This is a genomic window from Kitasatospora sp. NPDC088160 (assembly GCF_044741445.1).
Classification (GTDB): Bacteria; Actinomycetota; Actinomycetes; order Streptomycetales; family Streptomycetaceae; genus Kitasatospora.
On the sequence record NZ_JBIUSS010000001.1, the window covers coordinates 188,154 to 204,018 of the forward strand.

The window sequence follows — 15,865 nt, forward strand, 5'->3', positions numbered from 1 at the left end:
AGCCCGCCTCCACCGATCAGGCCGTGCCCGCCGATCAGCCCGCCTCCACCGATCAGGCCGTGCCCGCCGATCAGCCCGCCTCCACCGATCAGGCCGTGCCCGCCGATCAGCCCGCCTCCACCGATCAGGCCGCGCCCACCGAACAGCCCGCCCCCGGCGGGGAACCCACGGACCGGCCCACCGCCGAACTCTGGACCGCCCTCGGCGGATCGGCCGACCTGCTGGGGCGGGTCTCCTTCCACGGCCCCGGCGACGTCCTGCCCTCCGGCCTGCCGGTGCGCCGGCTCGCCCGGGCCACCGTGGCCGCCTGCTCGCTGGCCGCCGCCGAACTCGCCGCCCACCGCGCCGGCGGCCCGGTCCCCGCCGTCCGGGTGGACCAGGGCGCCGTCGCCACCGCCTTCGTCAGCGAACGCCACCTGACCGTCGACGGTCGCACGCCCGTCAGCTTCGCCCCGCACTCCGGCTTCTGGCGCACCGCCGACGGCTGGGTCCGCACCCACGCCAACTACCCGCACCACCGCACCCGACTGCTCGCCGCCCTCGACCTGCCCGCCGACGCCGGGCCCGAACAACTCGCCGAGCTGCTGGGTGGACTGCTGGCGGAGCAGGTCCAGGAGCGGGCGTTCGAAGCGGGGGCGCTCGCCGTGGCCGTCGCGCCGGTGAGTGCCACCATGCACCCCCTGGTGGAGAGCCGGGTGACCGGCACCGCGCCCGTCCGCCCGCTCGGCGACGCCGGCCCGGAGCGGCCCGCCGCCGGGATCCGCGTCCTCGACCTCACCCGGGTCATCGCCGGACCGGTCGCCACCCGCACCCTCGCCCTGCTGGGCGCCGACGTCCTGCGCGTCGACCCGCCCCAGCTCCCCGAGGCCGACGACGCCCACGCCGACACCGGCTTCGGCAAGCGCTCCGCCCGCCTCGACCTCGCCGATCCCGCCGACCGAGCCGTCTTCGACGGCCTGCTCGCCACCGCCGACGTCCTCGTCACCGGCTACCGCCCCGGCGCCCTCGACGAGCACGGCCTCGCCCCCGACGCACTGTCGGCCCGCCACCCCGGCCTGATCGTCGCGCAGCTCTGCGCCTGGGGCTGGACCGGCCCCTGGGCCGTCCGGCGCGGCTTCGACAGCCTCGTCCAGGCCGGCGTCGGCATCGCCGCCCACGAGGCCGGCCCCGACGGCCGCCCCGGCGTACTGCCCGCCCAGGCCCTCGACCACGGCACCGGCTACCTCGTCGCCGCCGCCGTCCTGCGCGCCCTCACCGAGCAGCGCACCGGTCGGCCCGGCGGCCGCCACCTGCGGTTCTCCCTCGCCGGTACGGCCTCGTGGCTGCTGCACGGCATCCCGCCCGAGGCGCCCGCTCCTGCTGCCCCGGCGGACGGCGCTCCGGACACCGGGGCGTACGACCCGGCCCGGTGGCTCGCCGAGACCGACTCCGCCTACGGACGGCTGCGCCACGCCCTGCCGCCCATCGCCTACACCGGCGCGCCCACCGACTGGTCCCGCCCGCCGGGGCGCTGGGGGACGGACGCGCCGGTCTGGCTCTGAGGACGCCGCGCAACCGCCGCCCCGGCCGGCGGTGTCACAGGCAGCTGGCAGCATCGGCGCATGACTGCACACGCCACCGACTACACCTGGTTCGAGCAGCGCTACCCCATCCCCGGGGCGGCCCACTGCCTGACGCTGGTCGAGGGGATCACCGCCGACGAACTGCTGCGCCGCTTCGGCGCCCTGCCCGGTCGGGAGGTCACCGGCCTGGACGCCGTGGTCGCCGCCTGGGAGACCTTCGACGACGGGGAGGACGAGGAGGCGGAGGCCCGGATCGAGCCGGAGGATGACCGGCTGCTCGTCGCCGTCACCGAACTCGACGGGTGGGCCGTCGTCGTCGAGGTCTTCGGCTACCTCGGCAGCCTGCCCGACGTCATCCGCCGCCTCGCCGACGGCACCCGGCTGGTCTCGCACTTCCGGAACGCCGTCGCGGTGGACCACTTTAACTGGTGGGAGCAGGGCAGCTGCCGGCTCCAGTTCGAGCCGCTGTTCCCCACCCAGCGGCACGGTTCGGACGCCGACGCCCCCGGTGTCCCCGCGCTGCTGACGGCCTGCGGCTTCCAGCTCGACGGGGAGGGTCATGACCTGCACACCGAGGCCGCGTTCGCGCTGGCCGAGCGGCTGACGGACGTCCGGCTCACGCCGGAACGGCTGGAGGCCGCCACGTTCCGGATCGGCTACGCGCCGACGCGCTAGCTGCGGAGTGAGGCCCGTGAAGTCAGGCCCGTGAAGTCAGGTCGTGAAGTCAGACCCCCGCCGGGATCTGCTTGGCCCGGCCTCGCATCTGGAGGGCCGTCACGATCTCGATCAGCCCGAGGATCAGTAGCCAGCAGCCGGCCAGGACGGTCAACGCGGCGATCGAACCGACCGGCCAGACCAGCAGCAGCACACCGGCCACCGTGTTGGCCGCTCCTGCGAAGGCCTGCCAGCCACGGGCCGGCATCTCCGGGTCGGAGACCGCGGCGGCGAGCTGGGTGATGCCCCGGAACAGCCAGCCGATGCCGATCCAGATCGCCAGCAGGACCAGCGACTGCGCCGCGCTGCGGAAGCAGAGCAGCCCCAGCAGGACGCAGATCGCCCCGCTGATGAAGGCCAGCACCCGCAGTGCGGTGGACGCGTGGGTGCCGAACGCGGCGACCAACTGCACGATGCCGATGACCAGCAGGTAGAGGCCGAACAGCACGCCCACCACCAGCAGGGTCTCCCTCGGCCAGACGAAGACGACGATTCCGAGGGCCAGCGAGACGATTCCGGCGAGCAGCAGGACCTGCCAGGCGGCCTTGGCGAGCTGGCCGAGCGGACCCTGGACCGGGGAACCGTCGGGGGTGATGATCGGGGAAACCACGGTGGTGTACTCCTCGGGGCCGGGGACGGGCAGGGGTCGAACCCCAGACTGGCCGGGCCACCGCCGACCGGCGCGTCGGGTACGGCCGTTCGGGGGACGGAGACAGGAGAGGGAGGAGAGGAGGCGGAGGGGGGATGGAAGGGGGACGGGAGAGGGAGCACGGAGGAGACGAATGTTCGATGGAGCGGCTCCGGTGGCCTTCCGGTCGCCGGAACGACACCGTCCGGCCGCCTGCCGTCGATATCATCCGGCGGTATGACTTCTGAAGGGTGGGGGACCCGTTCGGTCGAGCCGGTCAGTCAGCACTACATCGTCTGCGGGGGCAACGCACTCGCCCACCGGCTGGTCCTGGAACTCGTCGAGCACTACGAGGTTCCGGTCGTCGTCCTGGTCGCCGATCGCACCCGCGACCACGCGCCGCAGATCGAGCAACTCCCCGGCGTCGCCGCCGTCGTCGAGTACGCCAGCATCACCGACGAGGCGCTGCGCGAGGTGTCGATCGACACCGCCCGCGGCCTCGCCCTCGTCGAGGGCAGCGACCAGGACAACATCCACGCCGCGCTCAGCGCCCAAGGCCACAACCCGGACATCCGGATCGTGCTCCGGATGTTCAACCAGCGCCTCGGCGAGAACATCGAACGGCTGCTCAGGAACGGTGCCGCGCTCTCCGGTTCCGCCACCGCCGCACCCGCCTTCGCCGCGGCGGCGCTCGGGCGGCCCAACTCGGTCGAGATCGGCGGACGCTTCCTGCACATCGCCTTCGACGACGCCATCACCTCCGACCGGATCTGCGTGGTCGCCGACCACATCGACCGCCAGGACCTCAGCAGGATCCGCCTGCTGCCCGAACAGCGCGGCGACTCGGCCGACTTCGTCCGGCTCGCCAGCGAGTTCGGCGACGACGGGCCGGTGCGCCCCGGTGGCGTCCGCCGCGACGCGGAACCGGAGCCGGTGCCCGAGGAGGAGCCGGTGCCCGAGGAGGAGCCGGGCGGCGTGGCCGCCCTCCAAGCGCTGCGCATCGAACCCAGGGAACCGATCAGCTGGGCGCGGCGGGCGCGCTGGCGGCTGCTCGACATGATGCGCTTCTTCACCAGCGCCCGGATGCGGCTGGTGCTGCTCACCGCCCTCGCCGCAGTGCTGATGGCCTTCGGCGTGCTCTGGTACCTGAACCGGAACTTCGGCTGGACCCTCTACATCTCGCTGCTCGACCTCGCGGGCGCCGCCCAGCCCGACCAACTCGCCGACATCGCCGCCGGGACCGGGACGGGCGGGCTGTGGCAGCGGGTGGCACAGGTGGTGATCACCATCTGCGGGATCACCTTCGCCCCGGTCGCCACCGCCATCGCGGTCGAGGTGCTCGGCTCCGGGCGGCGCGGGCAGCCCCGCAACCCCGGGGCCGGCACCCGGGACCACGTGATCGTCGTCGGCCTCGGCAACGTCGGCACCCGGGTCGCGGCCCAACTGCACGAACTGGGTGTGCCGGTGGTCTGCATGGAGCGCGACCCGCAGGCCCGGGGCATCGCCGCCGCCCGGGCGCTCGGCATCCCGGTGGTCCTGGGCGACGGCCCGTTCGAGGAGCAGTTGCGCCGCGCCCGGTTGAAGCACAGTCGGGCGCTGGTCGCGGTCAGCGGCGACGACGCCACCAACCTGGAGGCGGCCCTGGAGGCGCGCCACGGGAATCCCGAAGTCCGGGTGGTGGTGCGGCTGTTCGATGACAACTTCGCCGGGCACTTCTACGCGACGCTGGACAACGCGGCCTCGCGCTCGGTCTCGTACCTGGCCGCACCCGCCTTCGCCGCCGCCCTGATGGGGCGCGGGATGCTGTCGGTGTTCCGGCACGTGCTGCTGATCGCCGAGTTGACGGTCGAGGACGGCAGCGGGCTGATCGGGATGAACCAGCACGACCTGGAGGACCCGGGCGGCGTCCGGGTGATCGCCGTCCGGTTCGCCCGCAGCGCGCAGTTGCAGTGGAACTTCCCCGACCGCACCCGGCGCCTCACCCCCGGCGACCAGATCGTGGTCGCCGCCACCCGTAGCGGGCTCGCCCGGCTCAACACCGCGCTGGTGGACGAGGTGTGATGGCGGCTGACGGGTAACAGCCGACAGATAACAGCTAACAGATAACAGCTGACAGATTTCAGATGACGAAATCTGTCAGCTGTTATCTGTTGCTTGTCGGCTGTTACCCGTCAGCTGTCAGTCGTGAGCGGCCAGGTCACCGGTTGGTGAAGGACGGCGGGCGCTTCTCGGCGAACGCCGCCATGCCCTCCTTCTGGTCCGCCGTAGCGAACGCCGCGTGGAACAGCCGGCGCTCGAAACGGACGCCCTCGGCGAGGGTCGTCTCGAAGGCGCGGTTGACGCTTTCCTTCAGCATGACCGCCGCCGGGGTGGACATCGCCGCGACGGTCTCGGCCACCGTCAGGGCCTCGGCCAGCAGCTGGTCCGCCGGGACGATCCGGGAGACCAGGCCGGCCCGCTCGGCCTCCTCGGCGCCCATCATCCGGCCGGTCAGGCACAGTTCCATCGCCTTCGCCTTGCCGACCGCCCGGGTCAGCCGCTGCGAGCCGCCGATGCCGGGGATCACGCCGAGCTTGATCTCCGGCTGCCCGAACTTCGCGGTGTCCGCCGCCAGCAGGATGTCGCACAGCATCGCCAGCTCGCAGCCGCCGCCCAGCGCGAACCCGGCCACCGCCGCCACCACCGGCTTGCGCAGCGCGCCGAGCCGGTCCCAGGGGCCCAGCCAGTCGTCCAGGTAGACGTCCGGGAACCGGTTGCCCTGCATCTCCTTGATGTCGGCGCCGGCCGCGAACGCCTTCTCCGAGCCGGTGATCACCAGACAGCCGATCTCCGGGTCCCGGTCGAAGGCGGTGGCGGCCGCGACCACCTCGTTCATCAGCTGGGTGTTCAGAGCGTTGAGCGCCTTCGGTCGGTTGAGCGTGATCAGCCCCACCCGGCCCTTGCGCTCGACCAGGATCGTCTCGTAGGTCTCGGTCTCGGTCATCGCCGTTGACTCCCATTCCGCTGCTCGGCGCCGCGCGGGCGCGCCCTGACCATCCAACGATCTACGACGCGCCCCGCCTCGCGCCAGTCTTGGTATGCGAGACGGTCGTCACGGGCCCGGCTCCCCGCTGCGGAGCCGGGGCCCAGGGCTCCGGACACGGGCCGCCAGGGGTCAGAAGCGGACCCCGTAGCGCTCGGCCGCCTGCCGGACGGTCTCCGCCTTGACCTCACCCCGGCGCGCCAGCGCGGCCAGCGCCGCCACCGCGACCGACTGGGCGTCCACGCCGAAGTGCCGGCGCGCCGCGTCCCGGCTGTCGGAGAGGCCGAAGCCGTCCGTGCCCAGCGACGTCCAGTCCTGCTCCACCCACGGGCGGATCTGGTCCGGCACCGCGCGCATCCAGTCGCTGACCGCCAGCACCGGCCCGGGCGCCCCTGCCAGTGCCCGCGTCACGTAGGGGACGCACGCCGCCGCGCCCGTACCGGCCGCAGCCTGTGTCAGGTTGGCCGCGTCGCAGTCCAGTGCCTCCCGGCGCAGCTCCGTCCAGGAGGGTGCCGACCAGACGTCCGCCGCCACGCCCCAGTCCTCGCCGAGCAGTTGCTGGGCGGCGAGTGCCCAGCGAACGGCGGTGCCCGAGGCGAGCAGTTGGAGCCGCGGCGCGTCGCCGTCCGGGGAGGGCTCCGCCGGGCGGTAGCGGTACAGCCCGCGCAGGATGCCGTCGGTGATGTCAGTGACATCGGTGACGTCGGTGACATCCGCGCCGGTCGGCAGCGGCGGCTGTGGCAGAGGCTCGTTGTAGACGGTCAGGTAGTAGAACACGTCCTCGCCGTACGGGTGTCGGGGGCTGCTGCCGTACATCCGGCGCAGGCCCTCGCGGACGATCACCGCGACCTCGTACCCGAAGGCGGGGTCGTAGGACAGTGCCGCCGGGTTGGTGGAGGCAATCAACTGCGAGTGTCCGTCGGCATGTTGAAGGCCCTCGCCGGTCATCGTGGTGCGTCCGGCGGTGGCGCCGATCAGGAAGCCCCGGCCCAACTGGTCGGCCAGGGCCCACATCTGGTCGGCAGTGCGCTGCCAGCCGAACATCGAGTAGAAGATGTAGAACGGGATCACCGGCTCGCCGTGGGTGGCGTAAGCGGTCGCGGCGGCGGTCAGCGAGGCCATCGAACCGGCCTCCGTGATGCCCTCGTTGAGGATCTGGCCGGTCGCCGACTCCTTGTAGTGGAGCAGTTGGTCGCGGTCGACCGGGTCGTAGGTCTGCCCCAGCGGCGAGTAGATGCCGGCGCTCGGGAAGAGCGACTCCATGCCGAAGGTGCGTGCCTCGTCCGGGACGATCGGCACCCAGCGGTGGCCGGTGGCCTTGTCCCGCATCAGGTCCTTGACCAGTCGGACGAACGCCATGGTGGTCGCGATCTCCTGCGTGCCGGAGCCCTTGAGCAGCGTCTCGAAGGGCTTCGCGGGCAGCTCGGGCAGCGGGGTGAAGCGCACCCGGCGGGCGGGCGCGGGGCCGCCCAGCGCGGCGCGCCGCTCCCGGAGGTAGCGGGCCTCCGGGGAGTCCGGGCCCGGGTGCGCGTACGGGACCAGCTCGCCGGTCAAGGAGCTGTCCGGAATGGGGAGTTCGAGCAGGTCGCGCATCGCCCGGAACTCGGCCCCGGAGAGCTTCTTCATCTGGTGGTTGGCGTTGCGGGCCTCGAAGCCGGGGCCGAGCGTCCAGCCCTTGACCGTCTGCACCAGTACCACCGTGGGGGCGCCCCGGTGCTCCAGCGCCGCCCGGTAGGCGGCGTACACCTTGCGCGGTTCGTGTCCGGCCCGGGAGGTCGCGACGATCTCCAACAGCCGCTGGTCGTCCACGGTTTCGGCGATCGCCCGGAGTTCGGGCGCGGCCTGGAACAGGTGCTCGCGGACGTAGTGGGCGTCCGAGGCGGCGTAGGTCTGGAACTGTCCGTCCGGCACCGCGCCGAGCCGGCGCACCAGCGCGCCCGTGGTGTCGCGGGCCAGGAGGTCGTCCCAGGCCTCGCCCCACAGTGACTTGACGACGTTCCAGCCGGCGGCGCGGAACTGGCGCTCCAGCTCCTGGACGATCTTTCCGTTTCCGCGTACCGGTCCGTCCAGGCGCTGGAGGTTGCAGTTGACCACGAAGGTGAGGTTGTCCAGTCCCTCGCGGGCGGCCAGGGCGAGCGCGGCGGTCGACTCCGGCTCGTCCATCTCCCCGTCGCCGAGGAACGCCCACACGTGCGAGCCGGAGGTGTCCTTGATGCCGCGCGCGGTCAGGTACCGGTTGAACCGGGCCTGGTGGATGGCCGACAGCGGTCCGAGGCCCATGGACACGGTCGGGAACTCCCAGAACCACGGCAGCCGGCGCGGGTGCGGGTACGAGGGCAGGCCGTCGCCGCCGGCCTCCTGCCGGAAGCGGTCCAACTGGGCCTCGCCGATGCGCCCTTCGAGGAAGGCGCGGGCGTAGACGCCGGGCGCGGCGTGGCCCTGGACGTACAGCTGGTCGCCGGAGCCGTCGGCCTCCTTGCCGCGGAAGAAGTGCTGGAAGCCGACCTCGTACAGCCAGGCGGCGGACGCGTACGTGGCCATGTGCCCGCCGAGGCCGCCGCGGTGGTTGCCCCTGGTCACCATGGCGGCGGCGTTCCAGCGGTTCCAGGCGGTGATCCGGCGCTCCATCGCCTCGTCGCCGGGGAACTCGGGCTCGGCGCCGGTCGGGATGGTGTTGACGTACGGGGTGTCCAGGAGCGGCGGGACGTCGAGCCGGCGCAGTTCGGCGTGTTCGACGAGGCGGCGCAGCAGGTGGGCGGCGCGGTGCGCTCCGCCGAAGTCGCGGGCGGCGTCCAGGGAGGCGCGCCACTCCGCCACCTCTTCGGGGTCGTGGTCGGGAAGCTGGTCGAGCTGGGACACGGATGGTTCCCCTTTGCCGGTGCTTCAGAGTGCCGATTCCGGGATGCGGAATGACATTTCTCTCCATGGAAGGTCTCTATGGACGGTAGGGAGTGATCCGGCGGCGCGTCAACCGCTACTGGAGGGTAATGTGAGCGATGATCGATCATCTTTATGCGAACTATGATCCCGGGCCAGGACCCCGTCCGGATCCGCTCAGGCGGAGCGGTCGGCGTACTCCAGGACGTGTTCCGCCAGCAGCCGCCCGACCTCCGGATCCCGCCGCCGGAAGGCCTCGATCAGCGGAGCGTGGTCGGCCGCGTTCTCGTGCAGCTCCGGGCGGACCCGGTGCAGCGACAGCACCGTCCACACCTCCACGCCCAGCCCCTCCCAGGTCCGCAGCAGTGCCCCGTTGCCGGCGGCGGCCACGATCTCGCGGTGGAAGGCCACGCCGTGCCGGGCCTGCCCGAGCGCGTCACCCGCCCCGGCCGCCGCCGCCATCCGTTCCGCGTGCTGCTCCAGGGCGGCGGTGTCCCCGGCCAGGCGGATGACCGCCGACTCGGCGGCCAGCCGCTCCAGTGCGGCCCGCACCTGGTAGACCTCGCGCAGTTCGGCCGGGCTGATCTCGCGCACCCGCACGCCCCGGTTGGGCTCGGCGTCGAGCAGCCCGAGCGACTGCAGCGAGCGCAGCGCCTCGCGCACCGGCGCCTGGCTGACGTTCAACTCGGTGGCCAGGCGCCGTTCCACGATCCGGTCGCCGGGCTGCCAGCGCCCGTTCAGCAGGCCCTCCAGCAGTAGTCCGCGCACCTGCTCGCCGAGCGGCACCCGGGACAGCGGGTCGGCGTCCCCGGTAGGCGGCGGAGGGCTCGGGCGGGTCATGCGGGCTCCTTGATCGTGGTTCATGACGCGTGGTTCATGACGCGTGGCGGTGCGGGGCCGGCGCCGCCGCCCGGTCAGGCCAGGCCCAACTCGTCGCCCACGCGAGGGGCGAGGAAGCGGGCGACGTCCGCCTCCCCGACCTCGGCGAGCGTCGCCGGGGACCAGCGCGGGGTGCGGTCCTTGTCGATCACCTGGGCGCGGATGCCCTCGACCAGGTCATGCCCGCCCAGCGCGGCGCAGGAGACGCGGTACTCCTGGTCGAGCACGGCCTCCAGGGAGGGGAGCGTGCGGGCCCGGCGCAGCGCGGCGAGGGTCACCGTGACGGCCGTGGGGGAGTTGCCGAGGACCAGCTCCGCGGCCTCCTTCGCCTCCGCCACACCGGAGTTCAGCAGTCGTTCGACGATCTCCGCGACGCTGTCGGCCGCGTAGCAGGCGTCGATCCAGCCGCGCTGCTCCGCGAGCGGGGCCCCCGGCGCGGGCTCGGCGTGCGCGGCGACGACGGCGGCCGGGTCGGGGCTCTCGGCCAGGGCGTCGAGCAGCGCCGCGATCCGCGCCGAGGGGACGAAGTGGTCCGCGAACCCGCACAGCAGCGCGTCACCGGGGCCCATCGAGGCCGAGGTGAGGCCGAGGTGGGTGCCCAACTCGCCCGGGGCGAGCGCGAGCAGCCGACTGCCGCCGACGTCCGGGACCAGCCCGATCCGGGTCTCGGGCATGGCGACGGTGGAACGTTCGGTGACGATCCGGACCGCGCCGTGGGCGGACAGGCCGATGCCGCCGCCCATGGTGATGCCGTCCATCACCGCGACGTACGGCTTCGGGTAGTGGGCGATCAGCGCGTTCAGCCGGTACTCGTCGCGGAAGAAGGCCCGGGTGCCGGCCCCGCCGGCCTTGACGTCGTCGTGCAGTGCGCGGAGGTCGGCCCCGGCGCAGAGGCCGCGCTCGCCGGCGCCGGTCAGGACGACGGTGCGCACCCGGTCGTCCGCGGCCCACTCGGCCAGCGTCGCGTGGACGGTGGTGATCATGCCGTGGGTCAGCGAGTTGAGCGCCCGCGGTCGGTTCAGCACGATCCGTCCGACCCCGCTGTCCAGGGAGACCTGGACCTCCGCCACCTCTGCGCTCATCGGGTCTGTTCCCGTCGTTCGGTCGTTCCTCGGTCTTGACGACTCCTGTCGTCCACCGTACCGGGGCGGCGCGGAGCCGTGATCACCCGGCGGGCGGCGGGCCGTCCTCGCGGCCCGCCGGCCGGCCGCCCGGGCCCGGTTCGGGGCCCTACGGCCAGGCGCGCAGGGCGAGTTCGGCGGTCCGGGCCAGGTCGGCGGCGGTGGCGCCGTCCCGGGCCTGTTGCGACATGCCCTGGATGACCGTGCCGAAGTAGCCGGCCAGCGCGTGCGGGTCGGCGTCGGGCGGGAGTTCGCCGTCCGCCCGGGCCGTGCGCAGCCTGGTCTCGAAGGCGTGGAGGTTGCGGTTGCGCAGGTCGCGCAGGTGGGCCTGGACCTCGGCGTCCTGCGGGGAGACGTTGGTGGCGGCGCTGATCACCAGGCAGCCGGCCGGGTGGGAGGGGTCGGGGTAGATGGCCGCCGCCTCGCGCAGGATCCGGGCGAAGGCCGCGTACGCGGTGGTCTCCTCCTGTAGGGCGGCCTCCGCGAACGCGCCGACGGGGGAGTGCCCGTAGTGGCGGACGACCTCCTCGAAGAGCGAGCGCTTGTCGCCGAACGCGGCGTAGAGGCTGCCGGGCCGGATGCCCATGGCGGTGGTCAGGTCGGTGACGGAGGTGGCCTCGTAGCCGCGCTCCCAGAACAGCCGGGTCGCCGCCGTCAGCGCCACGCCCCGGTCGAAGGTCGGCGGTCGTCCGCGCCGGGGCCGCGTCGGGTTCTCGGTCATGCCGGAATTTTAGAACACCCGCTCAACAAGTGTGTTAGCTTCTTTCTTGAGCGACCACTCAACAAATAGGGTGGGCGAAGCGGGAAGGGGCTCAGTCATGGGCAGGCAGGCACTCAAGGGCAAGACCGCGCTGGTCACCGGGGGCAGCAGGGGGATCGGCCGGGCGATCGCCCGCAGGCTCGGCCGCGACGGCGCCACCGTCGCCGTCGGCTACGCCCGCGATCAGGAGGCGGCGGGTGAGGTCGTCGCGGGCATCCGCGCCGACGGCGGCCGAGCCTTCGCGCTGCACGCCGAACTCGGCCGGCACGGGGACGCGGCCGCGCTGTGGGAGGCGTTCGATGCCGGGATCGGCGCGCACGCGCCCGACGGCGGCGTCGACATCATCGTGAACAACGCCGGGATCGGGCGCAGTGCCGACCTCGCCGCGCTCACCGAGGAGGGCTTCGACGAGGTCTTCGCCGTCAACGTCCGTGCGCCGTTCTTCGTCGTCCAGCACGGACTGCACCGGCTGCGCGACGGCGGCCGGATCATCAACGTCTCCAGCGGCGCGGCCCGCCTCGCCATGCCGGAGATCATCGCTTACGGGGCGACCAAGGGGGCGCTCGACACCTTCACCCTCAACCTCGCCAAGCAGCTCGGCCCGCGCGGGATCACCGCCAACTCGGTCGCGCCGGGTGTCGTCGACACCGACGTCAACGCCGGCTGGCTGCGCGGCAACGCGGAGGCGGAGGCCCATGCGGCCTCGCTCGCGGCCCTCGGCCGGGTCGGGCAGCCGGAGGACGTCGCGGACATCGTCGCCTTCCTCGCCTCCGATGACGCTCGCTGGGTCACCGGCCGGGTCATCGACGCCACCGGTGGGGCGGGCCTGTAGGCGCGGTGGGTCCGGTGCGCGGGGGGAGTTCGAGGAGGGGGCGGGGGTAACAGATAACAGCTGACAGATGATGAAATCTGTCAGCTGTTATCTGTCATCTGTTCGCCGTCAGTTGTGGGCCAGCGGCTGTGGACCGGCTACGGCTGGACCCGCCCCGTCACCTCGCCGAACCCGATGACGGCGCCGTCCGCCCCCGGCGCGGTGGCCGTGATGGTGACCTCGTCGCCGTCCTCCAGGAACGTCCGGGTGGTGCCGTCCGGGAGCTTCAGCGGCTCCTCGCCGTTCCACGTCAGCTCGATCAGCGCGCCGCGGGTCTCCGGCTCCGGCCCGCTGACGGTGCCCGAGGCGAACAGGTCGCCGGTGCGCAGCGAGGCGCCGTTGACCGTCATGTGGGTGAGCTGCTGCTGTGCCGTCCAGTACATCGAGGCGAACGGCGGCCGGGACACCAGGTGCCCGTTCAGCCGGACTTCCAGCGCCAGGTCCAGTCCCCACGGTTCGCCGCCGCGGTCGTCCAGGTACGCCAGCGGCTCGACGTCGCGCTCGGGCGGCGCGACCCGGGCGTGCTGCAGGGCGTCCAGCGGGACGATCCACGGGGAGACGGAGGTGGTGAAGGACTTGCCGAGGAACGGGCCGAGCGGCACGTACTCCCAGGCCTGGATGTCGCGCGCGGACCAGTCGTTGACCAGGCAGACGCCGAACACGTGCTCGCGGAAGTCGTCCAGGACGACCGGTCGGCCCAGCTCGGACGGGGTGCCGACGACGAAGCCGACCTCCGCCTCGATGTCCAGCCGCCGGGTCGGCCCGAACGACGGCGCCGGGTCGGCGGGCGCCTTGCGCTGCCCGTGGGGCCGCACCACCGGGGTGCCGGAGACGACCACCGTGCCGGCCCGCCCGTGGTAACCGATGGGCAGGTGCTTCCAGTTGGGGGTGAGCGGCTCCGAGCCCGGGCGGAAGATCCGGCCCAGGTTGGTGGCGTGGTGCTCGGAGGCGTAGAAGTCGACGTAGTCGGCGACCTCGAACGGCAGGTGCAGCTGGACCTCGCCCGCCGGCAGCAGCGCAGGCGACAGCGCCTCGCGGTAGGACTCGTCCGTCAGCCACCGCGTGAGGTCGGCCCGGACCTGCGTCCAGGTCGAACGCCCCGCCGCCAGCAGCGGGTTGAGCGAGTCCGCGGCCAGCAGCACGGACGGCGCCCCGGCCGCCCGGGCGGCCGCCGCGGCGTCCAGCACGAAGTCCCCGACGCGCACGCCGATCCGGCGCCGGCCGGGCTGGTCGGCGGCGGTGAACACGCCGTACGGCAGGTTGTGCACGCCGAACGGCGAGTCCTGGGCGCTGGCGAGCCAGCTGCGGGGGGTGGTGCTCAACGGTCCTCCTGGGGCTGTGACGTGGACGACAGCAGGCCGAGCGCGGCCAGGTCGTCCAGGGGCTCGGCGATGCTGCACGTGCCGAACGCGGTGAACGAGTTCCGGATCACCGTGACCTGACGGTCGGTCAGCGCTTGGACGGCCTTGGCCAGCACCGCGCCGTCGCGTTCCGCCAGCACCGCCGCTGCTGCGGCCCGGTCGGTCTCCTGCGCGGCCAGCAGCACGTTGAGGAAGCCGTGGTGCTCGAAGCCGGTGGTCGGGTCGGTGTGCCGGACGGCGTTGTGCAGTCCGGCGGTGCACTTGTACGGCAGTCCGCGCAGCGCGCAGCCGGTGAGGAAGGCGGCCAGCTCCTCCTCGTCCGGGAACGCCTCGGCCACCACCCCGCCGGTGCGGAACTTCGCCCGGTAGGGGCTGTCGACGAGCACGTCCAGCACTTCGCCCAGGCCGTCGCCGCGCAGGAGTTCGCGCGGCAGCTCGATGGCGGCCGGGACGTCCGGCGGCAGCAGCCGGTCCAGGGCGGCGACCGCCTCGGCGGCGTCCCGGACGGCGAGTTCGACGCCGGCCACCTCGAAGGGCGCGGCGGCGGCGAGCGCCGGGCCGAGTTCGGCACTGCCCCCCGGCAGTACGAGCCCGACCCCGAGCGGCGCACCGCCCGCCACCGCCGCGGCCAACTCGCCCAGCCGGCCGGCCCCGCACAGGAGCGGGCCGACCGCCTCGGCGTACCAGGCCGCGCGGTGCCCGCGGTGCGCGGGCACCGCCTCGGCGACCGGCAGGTTCCCCGGGGGGAACACCGCGGCGTCGTCGAAGAGCCCGTGGAACAGCTCGGGGATCGCCCCGGTGGCCGGTGAGTCGGGCGCGGCGGACGAGGCGGCGCTCATCGCCCGGGCCCCCGCCCGGCCCAGGTCCAGGCGTAGTTGCCGTCCTCGCCGGCCCGGCCGCCCTCGCCGAGCTCCAGCGGGCGGAACGTGTCCACCATGACGGCGAGTTCGTCGAAGAACTCCACGCCGATGCTGCGCTCGTACGCGCCGGGCTGCGGCCCGTGGGTGTGCCCGCCGGGGTGCAGCGAGATCGAGCCCTGGCCGATGCCCGAGCCCTTGCGGGCCGCGTAGTCGCCGCCGCAGTAGAACATGACCTCGTCGCTGTCCACGTTGGCGTGGTAGTACGGCACCGGGATCGACAGTGGGTGGTAATCCACCTTGCGGGGAACGAAGTTGCAGATCACGAAGCCGTTGCCCTCGAACACCTGGTGGGCCGGCGGCGGCTGGTGGACCCGGCCGGTGATCGGTTCGAAGTCCCGGATGTTGAAGGCGTACGGGTACAGGCAGCCGTCCCAGCCGACCACGTCGAAGGGGTGGTGCGGCACGGTGTAGCGGGTGCCCGAGACGCCGTTCGGGCCGCGGTGCTTGACCAGCACGTCGACGTCTCCGGCGGCGTCCCCGGTGGCGTCGACGACCAGCGGGCCGACCGGGCCGCGGAAGTCCCGCTCGCAGTACGGCGCGTGCTCCAGCAGCTGCCCGTACTTGGAGAGGTAGCGCTTGACCGGGGTGATGTGGCTGTTCGCCTCGATGCAGTACGCGCGCAGCGGTTCGTCCCCGGTCGGCACCCAGCGGTGGGTGGTGGCGCGCGGGATGATCACGTAGTCGCCCTGGCCGACCTCGATCGAGCCGAAGACCGTCTCGACCGTGCCGGAGCCGGACTCCACGTACACGCACTCGTCACCGAGTCCGTTGCGGTACAGCTCGCTCGGGGCCCCGGCGGCGACGTACGAGATCCGCACGTCGCCGTTGCCGAGGACCAGGCGGCGGCTGCCGACGACGTCCGCGGACTTCCACTCCTGGTCCGCGAACAGCTCGTGCAGCTTGAGGTGGCGGGGGAGCAGGGGGTGGTTGGGCACCGTGGACTGGTCCGGCAGCTCCCACGGCACCGCGTTCACCACGGCCGAGGGGATGCCCCGGTGGTAGAGCAGCGAGGAGTCCGACGAGAACCCCTCCTCGCCCATCAACTCCTCGTAGTACAGCCCGCCTTCGGGTGTGCGGTGCTGGGTGTGCCGCTTGGGCGGGATGCTGCCCAGCTGCCGGTAGTACGCCATCTCCCTGCTCCTCCTCGACC

At 73.1% G+C, this 15,865-nt stretch carries 13 protein-coding genes; 4 read left to right on the top strand and 9 right to left on the bottom strand.

All coding sequences use genetic code 11. The features are described 5' to 3' along the window. Positions 1-299: 299 nt before the first annotated feature. Positions 300-1,541: a CoA transferase gene (locus ACIOGZ_RS00735; protein WP_400984482.1), complete on the top strand. Its 1,242-nt coding sequence runs from the start codon at positions 300-302 to the stop codon at positions 1,539-1,541. A gap of 60 nt (positions 1,542-1,601) precedes the next feature. Further along, positions 1,602-2,237 (top strand): DUF6461 domain-containing protein, encoded by a 636-nt coding sequence (locus tag ACIOGZ_RS00740; RefSeq protein ID WP_063349874.1) that lies wholly within the window; start codon positions 1,602-1,604, stop codon positions 2,235-2,237. A 49-nt stretch (positions 2,238-2,286) separates the two neighbouring features. Here ACIOGZ_RS00740 and ACIOGZ_RS00745 read toward each other — a convergent pair whose 3' ends face one another. Further along, positions 2,287-2,886, bottom strand: a complete 600-nt coding sequence (locus ACIOGZ_RS00745; RefSeq protein WP_363579522.1) for an HdeD family acid-resistance protein — start codon at positions 2,884-2,886, stop codon at positions 2,287-2,289. Between the two features lie 255 nt (positions 2,887-3,141). Between ACIOGZ_RS00745 and ACIOGZ_RS00750 the strand changes: the two genes are divergently transcribed. After that, positions 3,142-4,965, top strand: coding sequence for an NAD-binding protein (locus ACIOGZ_RS00750; RefSeq protein WP_400984214.1), 1,824 nt, complete (start codon positions 3,142-3,144; stop codon positions 4,963-4,965). Positions 4,966-5,101: 136 nt separating this feature from the next. Here ACIOGZ_RS00750 and ACIOGZ_RS00755 read toward each other — a convergent pair whose 3' ends face one another. From ACIOGZ_RS00755 to ACIOGZ_RS00775, 5 genes are all read right to left on the bottom strand, one after another. After that, entirely contained in the window at positions 5,102-5,887 is a 786-nt protein-coding gene (locus ACIOGZ_RS00755) for an enoyl-CoA hydratase (RefSeq protein WP_063349877.1), read from the bottom strand. A 171-nt stretch (positions 5,888-6,058) separates the two neighbouring features. Beyond that, the gene (gene aceE, locus ACIOGZ_RS00760) at positions 6,059-8,785 is read right to left on the bottom strand and encodes a pyruvate dehydrogenase (acetyl-transferring), homodimeric type (protein WP_400984217.1); all 2,727 of its coding nucleotides are present in this window, start codon (positions 8,783-8,785) and stop codon (positions 6,059-6,061) included. 195 nt (positions 8,786-8,980) lie between these two features. Then, positions 8,981-9,643 (bottom strand): GntR family transcriptional regulator, encoded by a 663-nt coding sequence (locus ACIOGZ_RS00765; protein ID WP_400984220.1) that lies wholly within the window; start codon positions 9,641-9,643, stop codon positions 8,981-8,983. A 74-nt stretch (positions 9,644-9,717) separates the two neighbouring features. Continuing rightward, positions 9,718-10,764 (bottom strand): enoyl-CoA hydratase/isomerase family protein, encoded by a 1,047-nt coding sequence (locus ACIOGZ_RS00770; RefSeq protein ID WP_400984223.1) that lies wholly within the window; start codon positions 10,762-10,764, stop codon positions 9,718-9,720. Positions 10,765-10,912: 148 nt separating this feature from the next. Continuing rightward, complete coding sequence (locus tag ACIOGZ_RS00775) at positions 10,913-11,524, bottom strand: TetR/AcrR family transcriptional regulator (protein ID WP_400984225.1); 612 nt, start codon at positions 11,522-11,524, stop codon at positions 10,913-10,915. Positions 11,525-11,621: 97 nt separating this feature from the next. On the opposite strand from ACIOGZ_RS00775, the gene ACIOGZ_RS00780 reads away from it, so the two are divergent. Beyond that, positions 11,622-12,395, top strand: coding sequence for an SDR family oxidoreductase (locus ACIOGZ_RS00780; protein WP_363579510.1), 774 nt, complete (start codon positions 11,622-11,624; stop codon positions 12,393-12,395). 137 nt (positions 12,396-12,532) lie between these two features. Here the strand turns inward: ACIOGZ_RS00780 and fahA are convergent, their stop codons facing one another. From fahA to ACIOGZ_RS00795, 3 genes are read right to left on the bottom strand one after another with little or no spacing between them, the layout of a single operon-like run. Next, positions 12,533-13,756, bottom strand: a complete 1,224-nt coding sequence (gene fahA, locus ACIOGZ_RS00785) for a fumarylacetoacetase (protein WP_363579508.1) — start codon at positions 13,754-13,756, stop codon at positions 12,533-12,535. Further along, complete coding sequence (locus ACIOGZ_RS00790) at positions 13,753-14,634, bottom strand: hypothetical protein (RefSeq protein ID WP_400804771.1); 882 nt, start codon at positions 14,632-14,634, stop codon at positions 13,753-13,755. Before ACIOGZ_RS00790 ends, fahA begins: the two co-directional genes overlap by 4 nt. Then, positions 14,631-15,845 (bottom strand): cupin domain-containing protein, encoded by a 1,215-nt coding sequence (locus tag ACIOGZ_RS00795; RefSeq protein WP_363579504.1) that lies wholly within the window; start codon positions 15,843-15,845, stop codon positions 14,631-14,633. The genes ACIOGZ_RS00790 and ACIOGZ_RS00795 overlap by 4 nt, the downstream gene beginning before the upstream one ends. Positions 15,846-15,865 lie beyond the last annotated feature (20 nt).

Coding starts and splice junctions, on each gene's coding strand:
- ACIOGZ_RS00740 (WP_063349874.1), top strand. CDS start 1,602: ATGACTGCACACGCCACCGACTACACCTGGTTCGAGCAGCGCTACCCC.
- ACIOGZ_RS00750 (WP_400984214.1), top strand. CDS start 3,142: ATGACTTCTGAAGGGTGGGGGACCCGTTCGGTCGAGCCGGTCAGTCAG.
- ACIOGZ_RS00755 (WP_063349877.1), bottom strand. CDS start 5,887: ATGACCGAGACCGAGACCTACGAGACGATCCTGGTCGAGCGCAAGGGC.
- ACIOGZ_RS00765 (WP_400984220.1), bottom strand. CDS start 9,643: ATGACCCGCCCGAGCCCTCCGCCGCCTACCGGGGACGCCGACCCGCTG.
- ACIOGZ_RS00770 (WP_400984223.1), bottom strand. CDS start 10,764: ATGAGCGCAGAGGTGGCGGAGGTCCAGGTCTCCCTGGACAGCGGGGTC.
- ACIOGZ_RS00775 (WP_400984225.1), bottom strand. CDS start 11,524: ATGACCGAGAACCCGACGCGGCCCCGGCGCGGACGACCGCCGACCTTC.
- ACIOGZ_RS00780 (WP_363579510.1), top strand. CDS start 11,622: ATGGGCAGGCAGGCACTCAAGGGCAAGACCGCGCTGGTCACCGGGGGC.
- ACIOGZ_RS00790 (WP_400804771.1), bottom strand. CDS start 14,634: ATGAGCGCCGCCTCGTCCGCCGCGCCCGACTCACCGGCCACCGGGGCG.
- ACIOGZ_RS00795 (WP_363579504.1), bottom strand. CDS start 15,845: ATGGCGTACTACCGGCAGCTGGGCAGCATCCCGCCCAAGCGGCACACC.